Below are 22,919 nucleotides of genomic sequence, written 5' to 3'. Positions count from 1 at the left end.
GCTAGGGGAGCACCCACTTCTGGTTGGCCGCGCCGTGGCAGTCCCAGATGTGGATCTGCTGGCCGTCGGCGGGGTTGTTGCCGGACACGTCGAGGCAGCGCCCCGACCGCGGGTTGCGGATCGTGCCGTCCGGCTGCGCCGACCAGGTCTGCGCGCCGGTGCCGTTGCACGTCCACAGCTGTGTCTTGGTGCCGTTGGCGGTGCCGCCGCCGGCGACGTCGAGGCACTTGCCGAGGGCTTTGATGGTGGCGTTCGGTGTGACGGTCCAGCTCTGTGCGCCGGTGCCGTTGCACGTGTAGAGCTGCACCTTCGTGCCGTCCGCCGTACCGGAGCCGGCGACGTCGAGACACTTGCCGGCCAGGCCGACGACGGGCCCGGTGCGGGGTGGGTTCGGGCCGCCGAGCTGCTTGACGCGTACGTTCCGGAAGGACACCTCGTCGCCCGCGCCGTGGTTCTGCAGGCCGATGTGCCCGGCCAGGGAGCGCGCCGGATCGGTGTTGGTGAAGTCGTTGATCTTCCGGCCGTTCAGGAAGATCTGCAGCCGCTCGCCCTCGACCAGCAGCTCGAAGGTGTTCCACTCGCCGGGCGGATTCAGCGCGGCGTTGCGAGCCGCGATGTCGGCCGACTTGAACGTGTAGACCGCGCCTGTCGTGCGGTCGGGGGCGTCCGTGGCGTCGATCTGCACCTCGTATCCGTTGTTCACCGCCGACCAGGGGTCGTTCGACGGCGGGAAGCCGAGGAAGACGCCGGAGTTGTCATCGCCGGCCATCTTCCAGTCGAGCTTGAGCGAGTAGTCGGTGAACTGCGCGGCGCTGTACCAGAACAGGCCCATGCCGCCGGTGGAGGTCAGGGTCGCGTCCGTGTTGGTGAAGCCGCCCGGCCCGGCCTGGGACCAGCCGGTCGTCGCGCCGTCGTAGAGCTTGGTGTAGCCCGTCTCGGTGCGGCAGTCGGCGTGGGTTCGCCCCGCGGCGTAGCGGATGCCGCCGAGCAGGTGGGCGCGGAAGGCGTAGTCGGCGTACGACTCGCGGGTGTGGCCGCCGCCGGTGTAGAACGAGCGGCCGGCGTCGAGCGTCTTGCACCACGCGTGCGGGTGGTCGGCGCCCATGCGGCCGCCGGAGTACGTGCTCTCGTCGAGGGTGGCCAGGATGTGCGCGGTCGCGCGGGGGTTGGTGCGGTAGTCGTACCACTCGTCGGTGCGGTTCCAACGCTGCGGCAGGTGCGCGGTCGCCGCGTGCGCCCGGTCCTCCAGCACCACGGTGGCGCTCTGGATCGCCGGGTGGGAGGCGAACCAGGCGCCGACGAGTTCGCCGTAGAAGGGCCAGTCGTATTCCGTGTCGGCGGCGGAGTGCACGCCCACAAATCCGCCTCCGCCGCGGATGTAGCCCTCGAAGGCGGCCTGCTGTCCGGCGTCGAGGACGTCGCCGGTGGTGTTGAGGAAGACGACCGCCTCGTAGCCCGCGAGGCCCGCGGCGGTGAAGACGGCCGGGTCCTCGGTCGCGGTGACCGAGAAGCTGTTCTGGGCGCCCAGCTCGCGGACGGCCTGGGTGCCGGCCGCGATGGAGTCGTGCCGGAAGCCGGTCGTCCGCGAGAAGACCAGCACGTCATAGGGGTCGTCGGCGGCGATCGCCGGAGCGGGGATCATCAGCAGGGCAGCGAGCAGTTTGCCGATCATGGCAGTACCCACTTCTGGTTGGCCGCGCCGTGGCAGTCCCAGATGTGGATCTGCTGGCCGTCGGCGGGGTTGTTGCCGGACACGTCGAGGCAGCGCCCCGACCGCGGGTTGCGGATCGTGCCGTCCGGCTGCGCCGACCAGGTCTGCGCGCCGGTGCCGTTGCACGTCCACAGCTGTGTCTTGGTGCCGTTGGCGGTGCCGCCGCCGGCGACGTCGAGGCACTTGCCGAGGGCTTTGATGGTGGCGTTCGGTGTGACGGTCCAGCTCTGTGCGCCGGTGCCGTTGCACGTGTAGAGCTGCACCTTCGTGCCGTCCGCCGTGCCGGAGTTGGCGACGTCGAGACACTTGCCGGCCAGGCCCCGGATCGGCCCGGTCCGCGTGGTGCTGGCACCGTTCAGGGTGAAGGCGTCCACGTCGAACAGTGCGCCGGCGCCGCCGGAGAAGGTGAGATAGAGCGTGCCGGCGGCGGCCGGGGCGCCGGAGACAGCACCGGTCACCTCGGTGAAGGTCTCCCAGCCGCCGGTCACCGGGACGGTCGCCGCGCCGAGCACGGTGCCGGTCGGCGAGCCCATCCGCAGTTGCAGGGTGCCGCCGGCGCCGCCGGAGGAGACCCGGGCGGTGAAGGAGGCGGCCTTGTCCAGCCGGTACGGCTCAAACGACACCCAGTCCCCGTTGTCGATGTTGCCGACCGTCTTGCCGCCCTCGGCCTGTGTCTTGATGATCGGGGTGACGCCGGAGGAGGCCTTGAAGTGCTCGGCCTGGCGATGGCGCGGCTGGAGGATGTGCTGGGTGTGCGTGGTCAGGCCGCCGGCGTCGGTGTACTCGGCGTCGAAGACCGCGAAGATGTTCGCCGCCGAGTCGTGCTCACCGTCGACCGGGATGGGAATCGCCCCGGTGCAGCCGTTCCGCGAGGTGATCTGGTGGCCGTGGCTGTCGTGGCCCAGCACGTAGGTCATCGTGACCTTCGCGCAGTCGATCGACGGGTCCTCCGGGTCGGTGACCGTGACGGAGAACGGGATCGAGTCGCCGTACGCGAACAGGGAACCGACGGGCGGTTCGTTGATCCGTACCGTCGGGGCGGTGTTGCCGACCGTGACCGAGACGCTCGCGGTGCCGGTGAGGCCCTCGGTGTCGCGCACGGTCAGCGTCGCGGTGTAGGTGCCGTTGGTGGTGTACGTCTTCGTGGGGTTCGCCGCGGTCGAGGTGGTGCCGTCGCCGAAGTTCCACGCGTAAGTCAGCGTGCCGCCCTCCGGGTCCGACGAACCCGACGAGGAGAACCTGACGGCGAGCGGCGCCTGTCCGGACGTACGGTCGGCGCTGGCAACGGCGGTCGGGGCCCGGTTGGCGCCAGCCAGGTAGTCGAATCGGTAGAGAGCCGAGTTCTCGTCGCCGTTGAAGTAGCCGGTGCCGTAGTCGAGGACGTACAGCGCGCCCTCCGGGCCGAAGGCCATGTCCATGACCTGCTTGCCCACCCAGGGGAACGCGGCGATCTCGCCCACCGAGCCGTCCGCGCCCACGTGGATCGGCTTGATCCAGCCTCGGCCCAGCTCGCCGGCGAAGAAGTGCCCGTCGAGGCTGGCCGGGAACTTCGTCGGCGAGGCGAGGTTCGGGTTGAAGCGGTAGACCGGGCCGCCCATGGGCGACTCGGAGCCGCTGCCGAACTCGGGCGGGGAGCCGGCGTCGCCGCCGTACCGGATCCAGGCCGGCCGGGCCGGCGGCAGCTTCGTCTGCCCGGTATTGCGGAACGAGTTGTTCGTCGGACCGCCGGCGCAGTCGTATTTCGGCCCGGTGCTGTTGGTCGCGAAGTTCCACTCGTTGTAGGTCTCGGTCGCGGTGTTGGTGCCGGTGCAGTACGGCCAGCCGTAATTGCCCGGGCTGGTGATCCGGTTGAACTCGACCTGGCCACCCGGACCGCGCAGCGGGTTGGTGGCGCCCGCGTCCGGGCCGTAATCGCCGACGTAGACGATGCCGGTGGCCCGGTCGACGCTCATCCGGAATGGGTTGCGGAAGCCCATCGCGTAGATCTCGGGGCGGGTGCCCGGCGTGCCCGGCGCGAACAGGTTGCCGGCCGGGACCGAGTACGACCCGTTGCCGTTCACCTTGATGCGCAGCACCTTGCCGCGCAGGTCGTTGGTGTTGCCGGCGCTGCGCTGCGCGTCGTACCCGGGATTGCGGTTGGTGCGCTCGTCCAGTGGCGAGTAGCCGGCGGAGTCGAACGGGTTGGCGTCGTCGCCGGTGGACAGGTAGAGGTTGCCCGCCGCGTCGAAGTCGATGTCACCGCCGACGTGGCAGCAGAGGCCGCGGTCGGCCGGCACGTCGAGGACGTCCACTTTGCTGGCGGTGTTGAGGCTGAAGTCGGCGTTGAGCGTGTAGCGCGACAGCCGGTTGACGCCCTGCCAGGCGCTCCAGGTGGTGCCGGTGGCCGGGGCGTCGCCGGCGGGCGTGGCGAGCGGCGGCGCGTAGTAGAGGTAAATGTGCCGGTTGGTGCCGAAGCCCGGATCGACGCCGACGCCTTGCAGGCCTTCCTCGTCGTGGCTGTAGACGGGAATCGTGCCGACGACGGTGGTGGTGCCGTTCGCGTCCGTCCGCCGCAGCGTCCCGTTGCGGGCGGTGTGCAGCACGGACCGGTCGGGCAGGACGGCGATCGCCATCGGCTCACCGACCTCGGCGACGCCCTTGGCGAGGGTCACCTGCTGGTAGTCCTCGGGATCGATGTCATGGGCCCGCGCGGGGGCGGACACGGCGGTGAGCAGGGCGGCCGCCGTCACGGCCACCACGGCAGCCGATCGAAGTCTTGACATGTTTGAATGTCTAGCGACTTCTGACGGCGGTGTCCATGCTTTAGGTCGCCATGGACGAACTTTCGTTCATGGCGACAAAAGTAGCCGTCAGGCGGCGTAGTGCAGGATCACGTTGTGGACGTGGTGGGTCTTCTCCGAGCCGCGGAACTCGACCTCGTAGACATGCTGGCCGACCGTGATCGCGATGGTACCGGTGGAGAAGTACTGCCCCGCCCAGCTCTTGTTGCTGACCACGCTCACGCTGCTGACCTTCGAATACGGGATGCTCGTGATCGCGAAACGCTTGCCCACGAAGGACTTGTCCTGGATGATCACGCGACGATCGGTCAGGCCGATGAAGCCCGTGCCCACGCCGACCGCGTCGTAGACCGCGATGATCTGCTCACCCTCGAGGAGGCCGGACGCGACCTGCTGGTACTGACCCTTGCTGTCGTAGACCGGTGCCGTCATGGCGCCGAGGTTACCGATCCGGCGCTACCGTGGCCCGACGACCGTGCGGTAGGCATCCTCGATCCGGGCGGCCAGAGTGACCTCACCATCGGTGATGGCACCGCCATCCGACGCGCCCAGCAGAATCTGGGTGTGACCGTCCGCGCGCTGGATGCGCGGCCGCAGGCGCAGGGTGTCGGCGGCGACCTTGATCCGCTCGGTCAGCGCGGCGTGCTGGCTGTCGTCACAGGTCAGGACGCGCTTGAGCTGGACGCCGTCCCGGGTCCAGCCGCCCAGCACCGCGAGGGCGTCACTGAGGTAATCGGGGCGGGCGCCCCGTGTCTTCCTGCCCCGCATGGCCCACCTCCCAGGCGTCGTTGCCGGCTTGTGGCCAAACTGTCGCCATGTCGTCACGTCAATGCCCACAGTGTGGTACGCGGTGTCAACGATGTCCACGCCCACATATCCGTGTTCTCGTGACGATCGGGACGCATCGTTCAACCTGTTCGGCCAAGATTTATGGCACGCTCTAGGCTCATGCCCCTTGGACAACACGTCAGCGGTCCTGCGTCACGCAGAGTGATCGTTGCGGCCGCGATCGTCAAGGACGGCCGGGTGCTCGCCTGCGAACGGTCCGCGCCCGCCGAGGTCGCCGGACGCTGGGAGTTTCCGGGCGGCAAGGTCGAGCCCGGGGAGAGCGACGCCCAGGCCCTCGCCCGCGAATGCGTGGAGGAACTGGGCGTCCGCGTCGAGGTCGGCGCCCGGGTCGGTCCGGACGTGTCGCTGGCGCACGGCCGCGCCGTGCTGCGCGTCTTCGCGGTCACGCTCCGGGACGGCGACGTGCCGCGCGCCCTGGAACACACGGCGATGCGGTGGCTCGCGGTCGACGAGCTCGGCAGCGTGCCGTGGCTGCCGGCCGACAAGCCGATCGTGGCGGAACTGCCCGCACTACTGGCCACCGCCGAACGTCTTGCGTAGCTCCCGCTTGAGCACCTTGAAGCTGGGCCCCATCGGCAACGTCTCCAGGAAGCGGACCTGACGCGGGTACTTGTGCCGGCCCAGCCGCTCCTTCGACCACTCGATGAGCTCCTCGGCGGTCACGCCGCCGGGGTCCGGCACGACGACCGCGCAGACCTCCTCGCCGAGCACCTCGTCGGGCACGCCGATCACCGCGACCTGCACGACCGCGGGATGCTGGGCCAGCACCTCCTCGATCTCGCGCGGGTAGACGTTGAAACCGCCGCGGATGACCAGGTCCTTCTTGCGGTCGACGACGGTGATGAAGCCGTCGGCGCCCTTGGTGCCCAGGTCGCCGCTGCGGAACCAGCCGTCGACCAGCGCCTGGGCGGTCTCCTGAGGCCGGTTGAGATATCCGGCGAAGACGTTGTGACCGCGGATCACGATCTCGCCGAGCTCACCGGCGGGCAGCAGCTCGACGCGGTCGTCGACGTCGGCCCGGGCGATCTCCACCTCGACGCCCCAGATCGGATGTCCGATCGTGCCGGCCCGGGCGCCGAACGCCGGCTGGTTGGCGGTCGCGGTCGGGGAGGTCTCGGACAGCCCGTACCCCTCGTAGATCGAGGTTTGGAACGTGTCGTTGAACCTCTCCAGGACGGCCACGGGCAGCGTCGCCCCGCCGGAGACGCAGAGGCGTAGGTCCGGCAGGCGGTCGGCCTTGGCGGCCGCCTCGAGCAGGGCGATATACATCGTCGGTACGCCGTGGAAGCTGTTCACGTCCTCGCGGACCATCAGCTCGATCGCCGCCTCGCCGGTGAACCGGGCCAGCAGCACGAGCGTCATGCCGAGGCGGAAGGCACCGTTCATGCTCACCGTCTGGCCGAACGTGTGGAACAGCGGCAGGCAGCCCAGGACCACGTCGTCGTGGCGCACGTCGTTGAGGTCGAAGACGTTCACTGTCGCGTTCATCACCAGGTTGAGGTGGGTCAGCAGGGCGCCCTTCGGTTTCCCGGTCGTGCCGCTCGTGTAGAACACCACCGCGACGTCCTCGGCTTCGCGGGACACGTAGCTCGGCAGTCTGGGGACCGCCACGACGGCCTTCTCCAGGCGGGTCGGGGCCTCCGGCAGATCGGGCGGCAGCGGCCCCACGGAGACGAGCCGCACGCCGGCCTTCAGCGCGGCGGCGGTCGCCGTCCGAAGCTGGCTGGAGTGCGCCACCAGGATGCTCGCGCCGCTGTCGCGAAGGACGTAAGCCATCTCCTCGGGGGTCAGCAGCAGGTGCACCGGCACGACGCGCGCGCCGGCGGCCAACGCGCCGTAGTAGACCCGGGGGAAGTCGGTGATGTTGGGGATCAGCACGGCCACGGCGTCGTCGGGCCGTACGCCCAGCTCTTGCAGGCCCGCCGCGTAGGAGAGGGATTCCGCCCAGAGATCCCGGTAGGTGGTGCGGGAATCACCGTCGATCACCGCGACCTTGTCGGGATATCTGCGCGCCGACTCGGCGAGGATGGTGGCCAACGACAGAGCGGTCATTGGAGGTGCCCTCCGATCTTGGTGTATCCCCGCAGGAGATCTCTGGAGATGATCAGGCGTTGCATCTCGTCGGTGCCTTCGTAGATGCGCATCAGGCGGACCTGGCGGTACCAGCGCTCGATGGGCAGCTCGCGGGTGTAGCCCATGCCGCCGTGGATCTGCAGGACCCGGTCCACCACGTTGTTGACCATGTTCGCGCCGTACAGCTTCGCCATCGAGGACGAATGCCTCGGGTCCTCGCCCTGGTCGACCGTCCAGGCCGCGCGCAGGGTCAGCCAGCGGGCCGCCTCCAGCTCGACCTCGGAGTCCGCGATCATCCACTGGATGGCCTGGTTCTCGCCGATCCGGCGGCCGAAGGTCTCGCGGGTATTGGCGTACTCGATCGCCATGCCGAGCGCCCGCTCCGCGATGCCCAGCGCGTGCGACGGGATCACATAGCGACCCTTGCCGATCCACTTCATGCCGAGCTCGAAGCCCTGCCCGATCTCGCCGAGGATGTTGCGCGACGGCACCCGGACGTCGTCGAAGACCAGCGCGGCCGGTCCGCCCTCGCCCATGGTCTGAATGAACTCCGAGCGCCATCCCATGTCGCGGTCGACGAGGAACGCGGTCGTGCCGCCGCCGCGGACCCCCTTCGCGGGGTCGGTCACCGCGACCACGATGACGAAGTCGGCGTCGTTGCCGTTGGTGATGAACGTCTTCTCGCCGTTGAGGATCCAGTCGTCGCCGTCGCGCCGAGCGCTGAACTTGATGTTCGCCGCGTCCGAGCCGGCGCCGGGCTCGGTGATCGCGAAGCAGGAGATCCGGTCGCCCTCGATCGTGGGGAGCAGGTATTCCCGCTGCTGCTCCGCGTTGGCGTGGTAGAGGATGTTGTCCGCCTCGCCGCCGAACGAGAACTGGACGAAGCTGCGGCCCGTCTCGGTCACGATCAGCGACTGCATGACGGCGGGCAGGTTCATGCCGCCGTACTCCTCCGGAGTGGACAGTCCCCAGAAGCCGAACTTCTTCGCCTTCTGCCTCAGCTCGTGCAGCTCGCTGCGGTCCAGGCCGGGCCGATGCTCCCGCTCGCGGCGCAGCGCCTCCTGCTCGAGCGGCATGACTTCGCGGGTGATGAACTGGCGGGCGGTGTCGCGGATCGCCCGCTCTTCGTCGCTCAGGGAAAAGTCCACGTGCTAAAACTAGCGGCGTAAGTTTTCCGGAGTCCAGAGTCGCAGGAGCATTCAATGGCCCGCCCCCGCCAGACGGTGCTCACCCGGCAGCGGATCGTCGAGGTGGCGGCCGCCCTCGTGGACGCCGAAGGGCTCGAGGCCGTCTCCGTGCGGCGCCTCGCCACCGAGTTGGGGGTGGCCGGGCCGTCGCTCTACCACCACTTCGCCACCAAGAACGACATTCTGGACGCGGTCGCCGACGCGGTGGTCGCCCGGGTGGACGTCTCGGCCTTCGCCACCCACGGCTGGGCGGACGCGCTGCGGCTCTGGGCGAACTCCTACCACGCGGTGCTCTGCGCGCACCCGAACATCGTCCCGGTGCTGGCCCAGGGCCCCGGCCGCCGCCCGGCCGCGCTCGCCATGGCCGACACCGTCTACGGCGGGCTCATCGAGGCCGGATGGCCGCCCGCGCGGGCCACCCACATCGGCGCGCTGATGCGCTACCTCGTCCAGGGTTCGGCCCTCGGCTCGTTCGCCGGCGGCTTCGACGAGAATCCTGAGGTGTACGCCGAGCGCTACCCCCACCTGCGCGACGCACACCTGCTTGCCGAGCACCGTCGCAGCGTCGACGAGGGTGCGTTCGTGCTCGGCCTGGAAACCGTGATCACCGGCCTCGAGGCCATGAGGAACGGAGTGCTGCCATGAACCGGGACAGCCTGTACATCGGCGGCCGTTGGGTCGCGCCGTCGTCGACCGAGACGATCGCGGTGGAGAACCCGGCGACCGAGGAGATCCTCGGCCACGTTCCCGCCGGCACCGCCGAGGACGTGGACCGGGCCGTCGCCGCCGCGCACGCCGCCTTCGACGGCTGGGCGGCCACCCCGATGGCGGAGCGCGGGGCCCACCTCGGCAAGCTGCACGAGGCGCTCGCCGCCCGGACGGCCGACATCGCCCGCACCATCGGGCTCGAGCTCGGCACGCCGCTCAAGATCGCGAAGGCGGTCCAGGCCGGACTCCCGCTCACCGTCCTGAGGGGGTACGCGGACCTGGCCGCCCGGCCCGCCGAGGAGACGATCGGCAACTCGCTGGTGGTCCGCGAACCCGTGGGCGTGGTCGGGGCGATCACGCCGTGGAACTACCCGCTGCACCAGGTGGTCGCCAAGGTCGCCGCCGCGCTCGCCGCCGGCTGCACCGTGGTGCTCAAGCCCAGCGAGCTGACGCCGCTGGTCGCGTACCTGCTCGTCGACGCCGCCGACGAGGCCGGCCTGCCCGCCGGGGTGTTGAATCTCGTGCCGGGCACCGGCCCCGTCGTCGGCGCCGCGATCGCCGGGCACGCGCGAGTGGACATGGTGTCCTTCACCGGCTCCACCGCCACCGGCCGGGCCGTCTCGCACGCGGCCGCCGACCGGATCGCCCGGGTCGCGCTGGAGCTGGGCGGCAAGTCGGCCAACGTGATCCTCGAGGACGCGGACGTGACGAAGGCGGTGAAGGTCGGCGTCGCCAACGCGTTCCTCAACTCCGGCCAGACCTGCGCGGCCTGGACCCGCATGCTGGTCCACCGCCGTCACTACGAAACGGCGGTGGAGCTGGCCGCGTCCGCCGCGGCGGGCTACCGCACCGGCGACCCGTTCGACGAGGGCACCCGCCTCGGCCCGCTGGTGTCGGCGGCGCAGCGCGACCGGGTGCGCGGCTTCATCGAGCGCGCGGACGCACGGCTCGTCGTGGGTGGCGCGCCCGTACCGGAGAAGGGGTATTTCGTGGCGCCCACCGTCTTCGCGGACGTGGACCCGGACAGCGAACTGGCCCAGGAGGAGATCTTCGGGCCGGTCCTGTCGGTCATACCCTTCGACGACGACGACCACGCGGTGCGGATCGCGAACAACTCCCGCTACGGCCTCGCCGGCGGCGTCTGGGGCGAGCCCGGCCGGGCCCTGGCGGTGGCCCGCCGGCTGCGCACCGGGTCGGTCGACGTCAACGGCGGCGCGTTCAACCCGCTCGCGCCGTTCGGCGGCTACAAGCAGTCAGGCATCGGCCGTGAGCTGGGCGTTCACGGTCTCATCGAGTTCCAGCAGACGAAGGCGATCCAGCAGTGACGGCACACATCCGCGCCCTCGTGGCGCGCGACCAGGGCGCGCCGCCCACGGTCGAGGAAATCCACCTTCCCGAGATCGGCCCCGGTCAGGTCCGCGTCCGAGTCCGCGCCGCCGGCGTGTGCCACTCCGATCTGTCGATGGTGGACGGCACGTTGCGGCCGCCGCACCCGCTGATCCTCGGCCACGAGGCGGCCGGCGAGGTGGTCGAGGTGGGCGCGGGCGTCACCCGCGTCACCCCGGGTACGCACGTCGCCCTCAACTGGTCGCCGCCGTGCCGCGACTGCTGGTTCTGCACCCACGGCGAGCCGTGGCTCTGCGCGGCGGCGAACGTGGCGGCGCTCGAGAACGGCAGCACCCTCGACGGTGCGCCCGTGCACGTGACGCTGGGGCTGGGCGCTTTCGCCGAGCAGGTCGTGGTTCCGGAACGCGCCGTGATTGAAGTACCCGAGGAATTGGGGTGGGAAAGCGCGGCCCTGCTCGGCTGCGCCGTGCTGACCGGCACGGGAGCGGTCCGCAACACTGCCAAGGTCGGTGCGGGGGACGCGGTGGTGGTGCTCGGCCTGGGCGGCGTCGGGCTGTCGGTTGTCTCGGCCGCGCGCGCCGCTGGAGCGGCCACGGTGATCGCCGTGGACGTGGCGGAAGGCAAGAAGGCCCTGGCCGAGGCGGCCGGTGCGACGGAGTTCCTGCTTTCCAGCGAGTCGCTGTCGAAGGAGGTCCGGGCGCGCACGCAGGGTCGGGGCGCGGACCACGCGTTCGAGTGCGTCGGGCGGGCGGCGACGATCCGCGCGGCGTGGCGTGCCACCCGCCGTGGCGGCCAGGTGACGGTGGTCGGCATGGGCCGGGCCGACGACCTGGTCGAGCTGAGCGCGCTCGACATCTTCACGTCCGCGCGGACCCTGCGCGCGTCGGTGTACGGATCCGCCGACCCGGACGTGGAGGTGCCGCTGCTCGCCCAGCAGGTGCTGGCGGGGGAGCTGAAGCTGGACCATCTGGTGACGGACCGCATCGCGCTGGCGGACGTGCCGGCGGCGTTCGAGCGGATGGCACGCGGCGAGGGCGCTCGCTCGGTGGTCACCTTCTGACGCGTCCTCAGCCGATCAGGCGCCGGAACTGCAGTGTCGACGTCCGGTAGATGAAGCGTTCCGTCACCCGACGGCCCGCGCCGGGCGCGTCCACCATGCGCCACCGGCCGACCAGGATGCCGACGTGTCCGCGCATGGCGACCAGGTCGCCGACCCGGGCCGACCGGGGTGTGACCCGCTTGCCGCGCCGGGCCTGGGCCCTTGACGAGTGCGGCAGCCGGATGCCCACCACCCGGTAGGTCCGGGCGGTCAGCCCCGAACAGTCCCAGCGGTGCGGGCCGCTGGCGCCGTACGCGTACCGGTCGCCGCGCTGGGCCCGGGCGAACGCGACGACCCGGACCCGCGCGCGGGCGTGCCGCTGGGCCAGTTGCCGTTGCGTCAACCGGGGTACCTTGCGCGACGTAGCGCGGAGCGCCTTGCGGGATGCCTTCGACGCCGGCCGGGCTTGGCGGAGCTCCGCCGCGACGACAGGCGCCTCGAAAGGCTTGGCGGACCGCGTCTTTGTGGGCGCGGGCAGCAGCAGAAGGCTGAGCGCTCCGGCGCAGGCGGCCAGGCGCAGCGGGCTCGTGGACAGGGACGGCTCCTCGGTCGGCCCGGGACACGCTGAAACTCCCCGGCCCCGCGCGATGCTGCGCAAAGCCGGACCCGGGCGGGATGTGACTCGCGGACCGTAACGCGGGGCTGTCTTCGCAGGTCAATCCGCATAGCCGGGGGCCGGCGTCAAGGTGGCGCGCCCGCGGGAAACCCCGCGGGCACGCCACTCGTTGATCATGTCCACGGTGGTCGGTCCGCCGCGTCGGCGCTCGGGAACAGGCCTTTCCCGCGATCACCGCTAAGGGTGATCTTCAGCGCGGCCGGGGAAGCTCTCGGCAGAGCTGGTCGAGCTCGTCCTCGGTGTTGTAGTAGTGCGCCGAGGCCCGGACCACATCCGGCAGGCCACGTCCCTTGAGATGCCATTGGGCGTAGTCCGCGGAGCTCGTGCTGGTGTTGATCCCGGCCGCGCCGAGGGTGCGCTTCACCTCCGCCGCGTCGACGCCGGTGACCGTGAACGTCACGATCGCGCTGAGCCGCGCGCCGCGGTCGTGCACCGAGACGCCCGGCAGCTCGCGCAGGCGCTCCCGCAGGGATTCCGCCAGCGTGGCGATGCGGCCGGTGACCGCGTCGATGTCCCACGACAGGGCGTAGTCGGCCGCCGCGCCCAGGCCGAGCTTCGTCGCGTAGTTGGTCTCCCAGGTCTCGAAGCGGCGGGCGTCCGGCCGGATCTCGTAGCGGTCCGGCGCCGGCCAGCTCGCCGCGTGCAGATCGAGCAGGGGCGGTTCGAGGCGCTGCGCGAGCTCGCGCCGGGCGTAGAGGAAGCCGGTGCCGCGCGGGCCGCGTAGGAACTTGCGTCCGGTCGCCGAGAGCAGGTCGCAGCCGATCTCCCGCACGTCGATCCGCAGCTGACCGACGGACTGGCAGGCGTCGAGCAGGAACGGCACGCCGGCGGCGCGGGTCAGCTTGCCGACCTCGGCCGCCGGGTTCACCAGGCCACCCGAGGACGGTACGTGGGTCAGCGCGACCAGCTTCACCGTGTCGTCCAGGCGCCGGGCGAGGTCCGCCACGTCGACCTGGCCGTGCTCGTCGTCGTCGACCAGCTCGACGACAGCGCCGGTGCGGCGAGCCACCTGGAGCAGGGCGATGACGTTGCTCGCATACTCGGCCCGGGTGGTGAGGATGCGGTCGCCGGCCGAGAAACCGAAGCCGTAGAACGCCATGCCCCAGGCCCGGGTCGCGTTCTCCACCACGGCGATCTCGTCGGGCTCGCCGCCGATCAACCGGGCGAGCGAGCGGTACACGTCCTCGACCCGCTCGGCGGCCTCCACGGCGGCCTCGTAGCCGCCGATCAGGCTCTCCCGCCGCAGGTACGCGATGACGGTATCGGTGACCACGGCCGGGGGCAGCGCGGCGCCGGCGTTGTTGAGATGGGTGACCGTGGCGCAGCCTGGGGTTTCCCGGCGGGCCCGATCGACGTCGACGGTGGCGATGGCAACTCCCCTGGTCGGCGGTACGCACAAACCTACCGTCATGCAGTGCGGGTAATCGAAGCATGTGTGTATCGTTCGAAAAGATGGCGACTCAAAGGAGAGCTGTGACTACCGAAAGTAGTGACGACGATCCGGCCGGGAAGGTTTTGCGGCGTCTCTCCGACGCCGCCGACCACGTCTCCGGCATCTGTTTCAAGACCGGCCCACCACGCCGCGTCGGCGTCGAACTGGAATGGACCACCCACCGCGCCGACCTTCCCGCGGCGCCCCTGCGGACCACCGACCTGAGTCGGGCGCTCGGTCCACACGCACCCGCGGCCCTTGGCAACACCGAGCCCCTGCCGCTTCCCGGCGGCGGCACCGTCACCTGCGAACCCGGCGGCCAGCTCGAGATCTCCTCCGCACCGGCCGGCTCCCTCGCCGCTCTGCACGCCGAGGTGACCGCCGACCAGGACCGGGTTGTCGACCTCCTCGCCGCCTGCGGCATCGTCCTCGGCGAGCGGGGTCTCGACCCCCACCGACCGCCGGTACGCATCCTCGACACCCCCCGCTACGCGGCCATGCAGCACGCCTTCGACCGCACCGGCACACCGTCCGGACGCACGATGATGTGCAGCACCGCCGGACTCCAGGTCTGCCTCGACGCGGGGACCGAGGCCCGGCTGCCGGCCCGGTGGGGTGCCGTGCACGATCTCGGACCACCCCTGCTGGCCACCTTCGCCACGTCCCGGATGCACGCCGGCCGTGACACCGGCTGGGTCAGCGGCCGCATGGCGACCTGGTTGGGCATCGACCGCCGCCGCAGCGGCCCGGTGCCACCATCCGCGCCGCGGTCCGCCGACCCCACCGACGGCTGGATCCGATATGTGCTCGCCGCGCCGGTGCTGTGCGTGCGGCGCGGCCACGGATGCTGGGACACCCCGGACGGGGTCACGTTCGCCGACTGGATCGGCGGGGCGCTGCACCGGCCGCCCACGGTGGACGATCTCGACTACCACCTGAGCACCCTCTTTCCCCCGGTACGCCCGCGCGGCTACCTCGAAGTCCGCTACCTCGACGCCCAACCCGGGCGCGAGTGGATCGCTCCGGTGGCCGTGCTGTGCGCGCTGCTCGCCGACGACGCCGTCGCCGACCAGGCCCGCGACCTCGCCGGTCCCGCCGCCGGCCGGTGGCGGGAAGCGGCCCGTGACGGCCTCGCCGACCCCGTGACCGGGGCGTGCGCGGCCAACCTCCTCGACCTCGCCTGCCGCGGACTCGACCGGACCGGCCTGCCCGGCCCGGTGCGCGACCTGGTGGCCGACATCGTCGACCGGCGCCTGCACGGCGGTGACGCCGTCCACGCCGGTTCGCAACGGAAGGACCAGTTCCGATGACCCAGGACCTGCGGCTGAAGGTGGCCGCCGAGCTGGAGCGCGCGCGGGCGCGGACCACGCTGCTCACCGAGGCCGTCGACGACACCGATCTCGTCCGCCAGCATTCGCCCCTGATGTCTCCGCTCGTCTGGGACCTCGCCCACGTCGGCAACCAGGAGGAGCTGTGGCTGGTGCGCGACGTCGGCGGGCGCGAGCCCCTGCGCCGCGACATCGACGAGCTCTACGACGCCTTCAAACACCCCCGGCCGAATCGTCCGGCGCTGCCGCTGCTCGATCCGGCCGAGGCCCGCGCGTACGTCGGCCAGGTGCGGGACAAGGCCCTGGACGTCCTCGACCGGGTACGGCTGACCGACCGGCCCCTGGTCGCCGACGGGTTCGCCTTCGGGATGATCGTCCAGCACGAGCAGCAGCACGACGAGACCATGCTCGCCACCCACCAGCTGCGCGAGGGAGCCCCGGTGCTGCGGGCGCCGGCACCGCCGCCGGCCCGCGCGGCCGTCTCGGGGGAGGTGCTGATCCCCGGCGGGCCGTTCACGATGGGCACCGACACCGAGCCGTGGGCGCTGGACAACGAGCGTCCCGCGCACCCGGTCGACGTCGCGGCCTTCTTCATCGACGCCGCCCCGGTCACCAACGCCGCGTACGCGGCCTTCATCGCCGACGGCGGCTACGACGATTCACGCTGGTGGAGCGAGCGAGGCTGGGCGTACCGACAGAAGGCCGGGCTGGTCGCGCCGATGCACTGGCAGCGGGACGGCGACGGGTGGGCGTACACCCGGTTCGGGCGTACCGAGCGGGTCGTGGCCGAGGAGCCGGTGGTGCACGTCTGCTTCTTCGAGGCCGAGGCGTACGCGTCCTGGGCCGGGCGGCGGCTCCCGACCGAGGCCGAATGGGAGAAGGCCGCCCGGCACGATCCCGCGACCGGCCGCTCGCGCCGCTATCCGTGGGGAGACGACCCGCCCGGGCCCGAGCACGCCAACCTCGGTCAGCGGCATCTGGCGCCCGCGCCGGCCGGGGCCTATCCGCTGGGCGCCTCGCCGCTGGGCGTGCACCAGCTCATCGGCGACGTCTGGGAGTGGACCGATTCCGGCTTCCACGGCTATCCCGGCTTCCAGGTGTTCCCGTACGCGGAGTATTCGCAGGTGTTCTTCGGCGGCGACTACAAGGTGTTGCGCGGCGGCTCCTTCGGCACCGACTCGGCGGCCTGCCGGGGCACCTTCCGCAACTGGGACCATCCGATCCGACGGCAGATCTTCAGCGGCTTCCGCTGCGCCCGCGACGCGGGCCCGGAGCCGGTCTGATGTGCCGTCACCTGGCATATCTCGGCCCGCCGGCGCCGCTGTCACACCCGTTGTTCGACGCGCCGCACGCGCTGGTCCGGCAGGCCTGGGCGCCGCGTGACATGCGCGGCGGCGGCACCATCAACGCCGACGGCTTCGGCGTCGCGTGGTACCCAAGTGACGGCGGCGAACCCGTGCGCTATCGCCGCGCGCATCCCCTGTGGTCGGACGCGGCGCTACCCGCGCTCGCCGCCACCACGGTGACCACCGGATTCCTCGCCGCGGTGCGATCCGCGACCGAGGGGATGGCGGTCGTGGAGACCGCGGCCGCCCCGTTCACCGAGGGGCCGTGGGCGTTCAGCCACAACGGTGTCGTGCGGGGCTGGCCGCACTCGGTCGCGGGCCTGGCCGGCTCGCTGCCCGTGGCGGACCTGCTCACGCTTGACGCCCCGACCGACGCCGCGCTGCTGTGGGCGCTGGTCCGCCATCGGCTTCGGGCCGGGAAGCCGGCGGCGGAGGCTCTCGCGGACGTGGTGGGGGAGGTCTCGCTGGCCGCCCCCGGGTCCCGGCTCAACCTGCTGCTCACCGACGGCCGGCGGATCGTCGCCACCACCGCCGGACACGCGCTGTCCGTGCGGGCGGCCGCGGGCGCCGTCCTCGTCAGCTCCGAACCCGTCGATCCCGGCCCGGCGTGGGAGGCCGTGCCCGATGGCCGGCTGCTCATCGCCACCCCTTCCACCGTGAACCTCACTCCGCTAGGGAGATCGTGACCATGCTCGAGATCCACCTGGACGATCGCGACATCGACCGCGAGCTGCGCGCCGACGTGACCACCGGGCTGACCGCCGACGCGAAGTGGTTGCCACCCAAGTGGTTCTACGACGCCCGTGGCAGCGAGCTCTTCGAGCGGATCACCGAGCTCCCGGAGTACTACCCGACGCGGACCGAGAGGTCCATCCTGGCGGCCCGGGCACCCGAGTTCGCCCGCCTCACCGAGGCGAAGACGCTGGTCGAGCTCGGGTCGGGCTCCTCGGAGAAGACCCGGCTGCTGCTGGACGCGCTGCTGCGGCGCGGCACGCTGGGTGCCTTCGTGCCGCTGGACGTCTCGGGCTCCGCCCTCGAGGAGGCGGTCGCGCGGTTGTCGGCGGACTACCCCGGTCTGGCCGTACGCGGGGTGGTCGGCGACATGACCCGCCACCTGCACCACATCCCGGACGGCGACAACCGGGTCGTGGCGTTCCTCGGCGGCACGATCGGCAACCTGGCCCCGGAGGAGCGGGCGACGTTCCTCACCGGGCTGCGCGGGACGCTGCACGAGGGCGAGTGGCTGCTGCTCGGCACCGACCTGGTCAAGGACCCGGCGGTGGTGGTGCCGGCGTACGACGACGCGGCCGGCGTGACGGCCGAGTTCAACCGCAACGTGCTGCACGTGATCAACCGCCGGCTGGGCGCTGACTTCGACGTGGAGGCCTTCGCCCACGTCGCGCTCTGGGACGCCGAGCAGGAGTGGATCGAGATGCGGCTGCGGGCCACGTCGGCGCAGCGGGTGCGGATCGCCGAGCTCGACCTGACGGTCGACTTCGCCGAGGGCGAGGAGATGCGTACGGAGATCTCGGCGAAGTTCCGGCGTGCCGGCCTGGAGTCGGAGCTGGCGCGGACGGGGTTCGCAATGCGGCATTGGTGGACGGACCCGGAAGGCCTCTTCGGCGTCTCCCTCGCCCAGGCTGTCACCGCCGCTTGAGGTCGCGTGGTCCGCCCGGGCCGGTCATCGGGCCGGGCGGGGCCGCGGGCACGGACTCCCCCAGCATGCGGCGCAGGCGGCCGAGATGGATCTCGATCTGGTCGAGCTGCCGCAGCAGGACTCCGGCCGGCAGATCCACGGTCGGCCGCTCGATGCCCAGCTCCCGCAGCGTCGTGAACTGGGTATGCACCAGCTTCTCGCTGGCGGCGATCAGGCGTGCCAGGTCCGCGGGATCGGGTTCACCGATGCCGCCTACCGGGGTCCGCTTGTCGTCACGCATCGCCCTGCTATCGGCGGCTGCGCGGGGCTCTTCAGGAAAGACGCCGCGCCGACGTCCAGTGATCTGGACCTCACCGGCTCAGCGTCGACCGCACGATCCGGGCCAGCGCGGTGCGGGCCGCGGCCGGGTCGAGGCCCATCGCGTCGCGAAGGGTGCCCCAGGTCGGCCACATGGCGGCGGCCGTCAGGGCGTTCAGCAGCTCCTCGTCGCCGGCGATCTCAGCGGCGAAGAGCGTCCTCAGCTCGTCGCGGACGCGCTGGATGTGGATGCGGCGGTAACTCTGCAGGGCCGGGGAGAACGGCTCCTTGAGCGACGACGCCTTGGCGACCGGGGCGATCTGCTCCAGTTGGCGCGCCCGCTGGTGGCAGTACAGGTCGATCCGGCGCTCGAGCGGGAGGTCGGTCGGGATCGGCTCATGGAGGTCGTCACGCTGGTCGAGGGTGAGCTGACCGCTGGCGGCGAACAAGGCCTCCATGTCGGCGAAGTGGCTCCACAGGGCGCGCAGGGAGACGCCCGCCCGCTTGGCGATGCGGTCGGCCGTCGGGCGCAGGTCGCCCTCGCGGAGCAGCGTCACGTGGGCCTCGACGATGGCGGCGCGCGTGCGCTCCGAGCGGGCGGTGCGTCCGTCGACGCGCTGGGGTGGTTGGGGTGAGGGGGCCGGCATCAGGCGCTCCGGTGGTGGTCTGGCGGACGAGGCAGGGGGTGGGTGGCGGTCGGCACTACTGTCGGTAGGCGTTCAGCTCCCGCCGGGCGAGTGAGCGCTTGTGCACCTCGTCCGGGCCGTCGGCCAGGCGCAGGGTGCGGGTGGCGGCCCAGAGGCGGGCCAGTGGGGTGTCCTGTCCGACGCCGGCCGCGCCGTACGTCTGGATCGCCTTGTCCAGGACCCACTCGGTGGTGGCCGGTACGGCGATCTTGATGGCCTGGATCTCGGTGTGCGCGCCCTTGTTGCCGACGGTGTCCATCAGCCAGGCCGCCTTGAGCACCAGCAGGCGGGCCTGCTCGATCCGGACCCGGGACTCGGCGATCCACTCCTGCACCACGCCCTGATCGGCCAGCGGCCTTCCGAACGGGGTGCGGGCCAGCGCCCGGGTGCACATCAGCTCGAGCGCCCGCTCGGCCATGCCGATGAGCCGCATGCAGTGGTGAATCCGGCCGGGGCCGAGGCGGGCCTGCGAGATCGCGAAGCCCGAGCCCTCCTCGCCGATGAGGTTGCCCACGGGTACGCGCACCCCGTCGAAGATCATCTCGGCATGGCCGCCGTGGTCGCCGTCGTCGTAACCGAAGACCTCCATGCCGCGCTCGATCGTCAGGCCGGGGGTGTCCCGGGGCACGAGGATCATGCTCTGCTGCACGTGCCGGGCGGCCTCGGGATCGGTCTTGCCCATCACGATGAAGATCTGGCAGTTCGGGTTCATCGCGCCGGAGATGTAGAACTTGCGCCCGGTGATCACGTAGTCGTCGCCGTCACGGGCGATGCGGGTGCCGATGTTGGTGGCGTCCGAGGACGCGACCTGCGGCTCGGTCATCGCGAACGCCGAGCGGATGGTGCCGTCGAGCAGCGGCCGCAGCCAGCGCTCCCGCTGCTCCAGGCTGCCAAACTGGGCGAGGACCTCCATGTTGCCGGTGTCCGGCGCCGCGCAGTTCAGCGCGGGCGGGGCGATCCAGGGGCTGCGGCCGGTCAGCTCGGCCAGCGGCGCGTACTGCAGGTTGGTCAGTCCGGCGCCGTGCTCGCCGGGCAGGAACAGGTTCCACAGGCCGGCGGACTTGGCCCGCTCCTTCAGCCGCTCGATGGCCGGTGGCGGGGACCAGTCTCCCGCGTACGAGTCGTGGAAGCCCTCCTCGGCGGGGTAGACCCACTCCTCCATGAAGGCGAGCAGCCGCTTGCGGTAGTCCTCGGTCTTCTCGTCGAACGCGAAGTCCATCAGTTTGCCTCCAGCGTTCCATCCAGCGACTCGTGTCCCTGCGCGACCAGTGGTGCGACCATGACGCCGACAGTGTCGAAGCCCTCACCGACAGTCTTCCCTTGAACGTATCGGTAGTGGACGCCCTCGAGGATGACGGCGAGCTTGAATGCGGCGAACGCCACGTACCAATGAAGGTCCGAGACGTCGCGCCCGCAACGCCCGGCATAGTGGCCGGCGATCTCCGCCAGGCCGGGATGACCCGGCACCGAGAGCGGGGTGCGGGGCTCGCCGTCGCGGACGAGCAGCGGCCGGCCGGCGTAGACCAGCATGAGCGCCACGTCGCTGAGCGGGTCGCCCAGAGTGGACATCTCCCAGTCCAGGACGGCGTTGACCTGCAGTTTCTCGCCGATCAGCACGTTGTCGAGGCGATAGTCGCCGTGCACGACCGCGCCCGGGCCGCCCGCCGGAATGTCCGCGGCGAGCCGGGCGTGCAGCTCCTCGATCCCCGGCACCTCGCGGCTGCGGGAGGCGTCGAGCTGCTTCTTCCAGCGCCGGACCTGCCGCTCGTTGAAGCCCTCGGGTCGGCCGAAGTCGCCGAGCCCGATGGCCGCCGGGTCCAGGGCGTGCAGGTCGGCGAGGGTGTCCACGAGCGACAGGACGAGCCGTCGCACCGCATCCGGGCCCATGGCCTCCAGGGTGGCGGCGTCCCGGTAGATCGCACCGTCGACGTGTTCCATGAGATAGAAGGGCGCGCCGATGACCTCGGTGTCGGTGCAGAGCCGCACCGGCCTCGGTGCGGGGAACCCGGCCCGGGACAGCGCGTCCAGCACCCGGTGCTCGCGGGACATGTCGTGGGCGGTCGGCAGCACGTGCCCGAGCGGCGGCCGGCGCAGCACCCAGCGGTGGGTGCCGTCGGTGACCGCGTAGGTGAGGTTGGAGCGACCGCCTTCGAACATCGTCGCGCTCAGCTGCGGGGAACCGAGGTAGTCCCGCAGGCGCTCCAGGTCCAGCCCGCGCGGCCCGCTCACGAGCGCGCCGCCGCGTCGAAGCCGCGCTGGATCTTGTTCATGCTGCCCAGCCAGTGGTCGGTGTCGGTGGCCCGGCCCCGGTAGAAGTCGGCCACCTCCGCGTGCGGCAGTACCAGGAAGCTGTCGCCGCGCACCGCCTCGGCCACCACGGCCGCCACGTCCTCGGGCTCCAGTGCGCTGGCGGCGAGGATCGTCCGGCTGGCGCTCTCCCCGCCGTCGGTCATCATGGCGGTGTTGACGCCCTGGGGGCAGAGGGCCTGCACGGTGATGCCGCGGTGGGCATACGTCGCGCGGAGCCATTCCGCGAAGCCCAGGGCGGCGTGCTTGGTCACCGAGTACGGCGCCGAACCGAGCAGGGTGAGCAGCCCGGCGGCGGAGACGGTGAAGAGCAGCCGCCCGCCGCCCGAGTCCAGCCAGCGGGGGAGCAGCGCTCGGGCCACGTACACGTGGGACATGACGTTGACCTGCCATGCCTTCTGCCACTGGTCGTCGGGTGCGTCGGCCGAGCCGCCGGTGAGGATGCCGGCGTTGGCGCAGAAGAGGTCGCAGCCGCCGAGCTCCGCCCAGGCGGAGTCGACGAGCCGGCGCACGTCCGCCTCGTTTCCGGCGTCACCACCGACGGCGATGCCGCCGATCTCGGCCGCGACGGCCGCCGCGGCCGCCTCGTCGAGGTCGTTGACGACGACCCGGGCGCCGTCTGCCGCGAACCGCCGGGCCATCGCCGCGCCGATGCCGCCGCCGGCACCGGTGACCACCACGCGCCGCATCACTCGACCGCCCCGGTCAGCGTGAGGCCGCCGTCGACCACCAGGGTCTGGCCGGTGATCCAGGCGGCGTCCGGCGAGCAGAGGAAGGCCACCGCACCGGCGATGTCCTCCGGCACGCCGAGACGCTTGAGCGGATAGGTGGCGGCGACCTTCTCCTCGCGACCCTCGTACAGCGCGGTGGCGAACCTGGTCTTGACCACCGCCGGCGCGACCGCATTGACCCGGATGGTCGGGGCCAGTTCGACGGCCAGTTCCTCGGTGAGGTGGATGAGCGCGGCCTTGGTGACGCCGTAGAAGGCGATGCCGGGCGCCGGGCGTACGCCGGAGACCGACGAGATGTTCACGATCGAGCCGCCGCTCATGCCGCCGCGCAGGGCCTCCTGCACCCACCCCAGCGTGCCGAGCACGTTGACGTCGACCATCTTGCGCGCGGCGCTCAGGTCGAGCTTGCCGAGCGGCCCGTACGCGGGATTGATGCCCACGTTGTTGACCAGGATCGAGACCGGCCCGAAGGCCTCCTGGACGGCGTCGACGACGGCGGCGCGGTGGTCGGCGTCATCGCCCTTGCCGGGCACTCCGAGGGCGACGTCGGCCCCGCCCAGCTCCTTGACCGCGGTCTCCAGGGCCTCCGCGTCGCGCCCGGTGACGCACACCCGGGCGCCCTCGGCGACGAAGCGCTGCGCTATCGCGAACCCGATTCCCCGGCTGGCGCCCGTCACGATCGCGACGGCGCCCGAGAGCTTCGACATGCGGCCCGAACCCCCAATAATCTTGCACTAAGAGTGCTGAATACTAGTGAGTAACCTT

At 71.4% G+C, this 22,919-nt stretch carries 22 protein-coding genes; 8 read left to right on the top strand and 14 right to left on the bottom strand.

The window, feature by feature from the left end; genetic code table 11:
- Position 1: 1 nt before the first annotated feature.
- From AB0M36_RS10580 to AB0M36_RS10565, 4 genes are all read right to left on the bottom strand, one after another.
- Positions 2-1,672 carry a ThuA domain-containing protein gene (locus AB0M36_RS10580; RefSeq protein WP_364155163.1) on the bottom strand — a complete coding sequence of 557 codons (1,671 nt, stop codon included), beginning with the start codon at positions 1,670-1,672 and terminating at the stop codon, positions 2-4.
- Positions 1,669-4,473 carry a PQQ-dependent sugar dehydrogenase gene (locus AB0M36_RS10575; protein WP_364155162.1) on the bottom strand — a complete coding sequence of 935 codons (2,805 nt, stop codon included), beginning with the start codon at positions 4,471-4,473 and terminating at the stop codon, positions 1,669-1,671. The genes AB0M36_RS10580 and AB0M36_RS10575 overlap by 4 nt, the downstream gene beginning before the upstream one ends.
- A gap of 87 nt (positions 4,474-4,560) precedes the next feature.
- Positions 4,561-4,923 (bottom strand): PH domain-containing protein, encoded by a 363-nt coding sequence (locus AB0M36_RS10570; RefSeq protein WP_364155161.1) that lies wholly within the window; start codon positions 4,921-4,923, stop codon positions 4,561-4,563.
- 24 nt (positions 4,924-4,947) lie between these two features.
- A complete protein-coding gene (locus AB0M36_RS10565) occupies positions 4,948-5,259 on the bottom strand; it encodes a pterin dehydratase (RefSeq protein WP_364155159.1) in 312 nt (103 codons plus the stop codon).
- A 180-nt stretch (positions 5,260-5,439) separates the two neighbouring features.
- Between AB0M36_RS10565 and AB0M36_RS10560 the strand changes: the two genes are divergently transcribed.
- Entirely contained in the window at positions 5,440-5,880 is a 441-nt protein-coding gene (locus tag AB0M36_RS10560; RefSeq protein WP_364155158.1) for a (deoxy)nucleoside triphosphate pyrophosphohydrolase, read from the top strand.
- On the opposite strand, the gene AB0M36_RS10555 is transcribed toward AB0M36_RS10560, so the two are convergent.
- Positions 5,851-7,392, bottom strand: a complete 1,542-nt coding sequence (locus tag AB0M36_RS10555; RefSeq protein WP_364155156.1) for a long-chain fatty acid--CoA ligase — start codon at positions 7,390-7,392, stop codon at positions 5,851-5,853. The genes AB0M36_RS10560 and AB0M36_RS10555 overlap by 30 nt on opposite strands.
- On the bottom strand, positions 7,389-8,561 hold the full coding sequence (locus tag AB0M36_RS10550) for an acyl-CoA dehydrogenase family protein (RefSeq protein WP_364155155.1): 1,173 nt from the start codon (positions 8,559-8,561) through the stop codon (positions 7,389-7,391). The genes AB0M36_RS10555 and AB0M36_RS10550 overlap by 4 nt, the downstream gene beginning before the upstream one ends.
- A gap of 54 nt (positions 8,562-8,615) precedes the next feature.
- Between AB0M36_RS10550 and AB0M36_RS10545 the strand changes: the two genes are divergently transcribed.
- Genes AB0M36_RS10545 through AB0M36_RS10535 form a run of 3 tightly spaced genes read left to right on the top strand, consistent with a single transcriptional unit; the run spans position 8,616 to position 11,715 of the window.
- Positions 8,616-9,245 (top strand): TetR/AcrR family transcriptional regulator, encoded by a 630-nt coding sequence (locus tag AB0M36_RS10545; RefSeq protein WP_364155154.1) that lies wholly within the window; start codon positions 8,616-8,618, stop codon positions 9,243-9,245.
- A complete protein-coding gene (locus AB0M36_RS10540) occupies positions 9,242-10,633 on the top strand; it encodes an aldehyde dehydrogenase family protein (protein WP_364155153.1) in 1,392 nt (463 codons plus the stop codon). The genes AB0M36_RS10545 and AB0M36_RS10540 overlap by 4 nt, the downstream gene beginning before the upstream one ends.
- Complete coding sequence (locus AB0M36_RS10535; RefSeq protein WP_364155151.1) at positions 10,630-11,715, top strand: alcohol dehydrogenase catalytic domain-containing protein; 1,086 nt, start codon at positions 10,630-10,632, stop codon at positions 11,713-11,715. Before AB0M36_RS10540 ends, AB0M36_RS10535 begins: the two co-directional genes overlap by 4 nt.
- A 7-nt stretch (positions 11,716-11,722) precedes the next feature.
- On the opposite strand, the gene AB0M36_RS10530 is transcribed toward AB0M36_RS10535, so the two are convergent.
- Complete coding sequence (locus tag AB0M36_RS10530) at positions 11,723-12,097, bottom strand: NlpC/P60 family protein (protein ID WP_364155150.1); 375 nt, start codon at positions 12,095-12,097, stop codon at positions 11,723-11,725.
- Positions 12,098-12,560: 463 nt separating this feature from the next.
- On the bottom strand, positions 12,561-13,781 hold the full coding sequence (locus tag AB0M36_RS10525; RefSeq protein WP_364155148.1) for an aminotransferase class V-fold PLP-dependent enzyme: 1,221 nt from the start codon (positions 13,779-13,781) through the stop codon (positions 12,561-12,563).
- A 62-nt stretch (positions 13,782-13,843) separates the two neighbouring features.
- On the opposite strand from AB0M36_RS10525, the gene egtA reads away from it, so the two are divergent.
- The 4 genes from egtA to egtD are packed head-to-tail and all read left to right on the top strand — an operon-like array spanning position 13,844 to position 18,133.
- On the top strand, positions 13,844-15,112 hold the full coding sequence (gene egtA, locus AB0M36_RS10520; protein WP_364155146.1) for an ergothioneine biosynthesis glutamate--cysteine ligase EgtA: 1,269 nt from the start codon (positions 13,844-13,846) through the stop codon (positions 15,110-15,112).
- Positions 15,109-16,413: an ergothioneine biosynthesis protein EgtB gene (egtB, locus tag AB0M36_RS10515; protein ID WP_364155145.1), complete on the top strand. Its 1,305-nt coding sequence runs from the start codon at positions 15,109-15,111 to the stop codon at positions 16,411-16,413. Before egtA ends, egtB begins: the two co-directional genes overlap by 4 nt.
- Complete coding sequence (egtC, locus tag AB0M36_RS10510) at positions 16,413-17,162, top strand: ergothioneine biosynthesis protein EgtC (protein ID WP_364155144.1); 750 nt, start codon at positions 16,413-16,415, stop codon at positions 17,160-17,162. Before egtB ends, egtC begins: the two co-directional genes overlap by 1 nt.
- A 2-nt stretch (positions 17,163-17,164) precedes the next feature.
- Positions 17,165-18,133: an L-histidine N(alpha)-methyltransferase gene (egtD, locus tag AB0M36_RS10505; RefSeq protein ID WP_364155424.1), complete on the top strand. Its 969-nt coding sequence runs from the start codon at positions 17,165-17,167 to the stop codon at positions 18,131-18,133.
- Here egtD and AB0M36_RS10500 read toward each other — a convergent pair.
- The 6 genes from AB0M36_RS10500 to AB0M36_RS10475 all read right to left on the bottom strand — a co-directional run bounded on the left by AB0M36_RS10500 (position 18,120) and on the right by AB0M36_RS10475 (position 22,861).
- Complete coding sequence (locus AB0M36_RS10500; RefSeq protein WP_364155142.1) at positions 18,120-18,413, bottom strand: hypothetical protein; 294 nt, start codon at positions 18,411-18,413, stop codon at positions 18,120-18,122. The two genes, egtD and AB0M36_RS10500, sit on opposite strands and share 14 nt — an antisense overlap.
- A 70-nt stretch (positions 18,414-18,483) precedes the next feature.
- Complete coding sequence (locus AB0M36_RS10495) at positions 18,484-19,077, bottom strand: TetR/AcrR family transcriptional regulator (RefSeq protein ID WP_364155141.1); 594 nt, start codon at positions 19,075-19,077, stop codon at positions 18,484-18,486.
- Between the two features lie 55 nt (positions 19,078-19,132).
- Complete coding sequence (locus AB0M36_RS10490) at positions 19,133-20,335, bottom strand: acyl-CoA dehydrogenase family protein (RefSeq protein WP_364155139.1); 1,203 nt, start codon at positions 20,333-20,335, stop codon at positions 19,133-19,135.
- Positions 20,335-21,345: a phosphotransferase family protein gene (locus tag AB0M36_RS10485; RefSeq protein WP_364155137.1), complete on the bottom strand. Its 1,011-nt coding sequence runs from the start codon at positions 21,343-21,345 to the stop codon at positions 20,335-20,337. The genes AB0M36_RS10490 and AB0M36_RS10485 overlap by 1 nt, the downstream gene beginning before the upstream one ends.
- A complete protein-coding gene (locus AB0M36_RS10480) occupies positions 21,342-22,112 on the bottom strand; it encodes an SDR family oxidoreductase (RefSeq protein WP_364155136.1) in 771 nt (256 codons plus the stop codon). The genes AB0M36_RS10485 and AB0M36_RS10480 overlap by 4 nt, the downstream gene beginning before the upstream one ends.
- Positions 22,112-22,861, bottom strand: coding sequence for an SDR family oxidoreductase (locus AB0M36_RS10475; RefSeq protein WP_364155134.1), 750 nt, complete (start codon positions 22,859-22,861; stop codon positions 22,112-22,114). Before AB0M36_RS10475 ends, AB0M36_RS10480 begins: the two co-directional genes overlap by 1 nt.
- Positions 22,862-22,919 lie beyond the last annotated feature (58 nt).

It is taken from the genome of Actinoplanes sp. NPDC051346, assembly GCF_040682215.1.
GTDB lineage: Bacteria > Actinomycetota > Actinomycetes > Mycobacteriales > Micromonosporaceae > Actinoplanes.
The sequence above is the reverse complement of the archived record's forward strand: the minus strand, read 5'-3'. Positions and strand labels throughout refer to the sequence as shown.

Bases quoted from the DNA above. Each gene is read 5' to 3' on its own strand.
- AB0M36_RS10580 (WP_364155163.1), bottom strand. From the start codon at position 1,672: ATGATCGGCAAACTGCTCGCTGCCCTGCTGATGATCCCCGCTCCGGCG.
- AB0M36_RS10575 (WP_364155162.1), bottom strand. From the start codon at position 4,473: ATGTCAAGACTTCGATCGGCTGCCGTGGTGGCCGTGACGGCGGCCGCC.
- AB0M36_RS10570 (WP_364155161.1), bottom strand. From the start codon at position 4,923: ATGACGGCACCGGTCTACGACAGCAAGGGTCAGTACCAGCAGGTCGCG.
- AB0M36_RS10565 (WP_364155159.1), bottom strand. From the start codon at position 5,259: ATGCGGGGCAGGAAGACACGGGGCGCCCGCCCCGATTACCTCAGTGAC.
- AB0M36_RS10560 (WP_364155158.1), top strand. From the start codon at position 5,440: ATGCCCCTTGGACAACACGTCAGCGGTCCTGCGTCACGCAGAGTGATC.
- AB0M36_RS10555 (WP_364155156.1), bottom strand. From the start codon at position 7,392: ATGACCGCTCTGTCGTTGGCCACCATCCTCGCCGAGTCGGCGCGCAGA.
- AB0M36_RS10545 (WP_364155154.1), top strand. From the start codon at position 8,616: ATGGCCCGCCCCCGCCAGACGGTGCTCACCCGGCAGCGGATCGTCGAG.
- AB0M36_RS10540 (WP_364155153.1), top strand. From the start codon at position 9,242: ATGAACCGGGACAGCCTGTACATCGGCGGCCGTTGGGTCGCGCCGTCG.
- AB0M36_RS10525 (WP_364155148.1), bottom strand. From the start codon at position 13,781: ATGACGGTAGGTTTGTGCGTACCGCCGACCAGGGGAGTTGCCATCGCC.
- egtB (WP_364155145.1), top strand. From the start codon at position 15,109: ATGACCCAGGACCTGCGGCTGAAGGTGGCCGCCGAGCTGGAGCGCGCG.
- egtC (WP_364155144.1), top strand. From the start codon at position 16,413: ATGTGCCGTCACCTGGCATATCTCGGCCCGCCGGCGCCGCTGTCACAC.
- egtD (WP_364155424.1), top strand. From the start codon at position 17,165: ATGCTCGAGATCCACCTGGACGATCGCGACATCGACCGCGAGCTGCGC.
- AB0M36_RS10500 (WP_364155142.1), bottom strand. From the start codon at position 18,413: ATGCGTGACGACAAGCGGACCCCGGTAGGCGGCATCGGTGAACCCGAT.
- AB0M36_RS10495 (WP_364155141.1), bottom strand. From the start codon at position 19,077: ATGCCGGCCCCCTCACCCCAACCACCCCAGCGCGTCGACGGACGCACC.
- AB0M36_RS10490 (WP_364155139.1), bottom strand. From the start codon at position 20,335: ATGGACTTCGCGTTCGACGAGAAGACCGAGGACTACCGCAAGCGGCTG.
- AB0M36_RS10480 (WP_364155136.1), bottom strand. From the start codon at position 22,112: ATGCGGCGCGTGGTGGTCACCGGTGCCGGCGGCGGCATCGGCGCGGCG.
- AB0M36_RS10475 (WP_364155134.1), bottom strand. From the start codon at position 22,861: ATGTCGAAGCTCTCGGGCGCCGTCGCGATCGTGACGGGCGCCAGCCGG.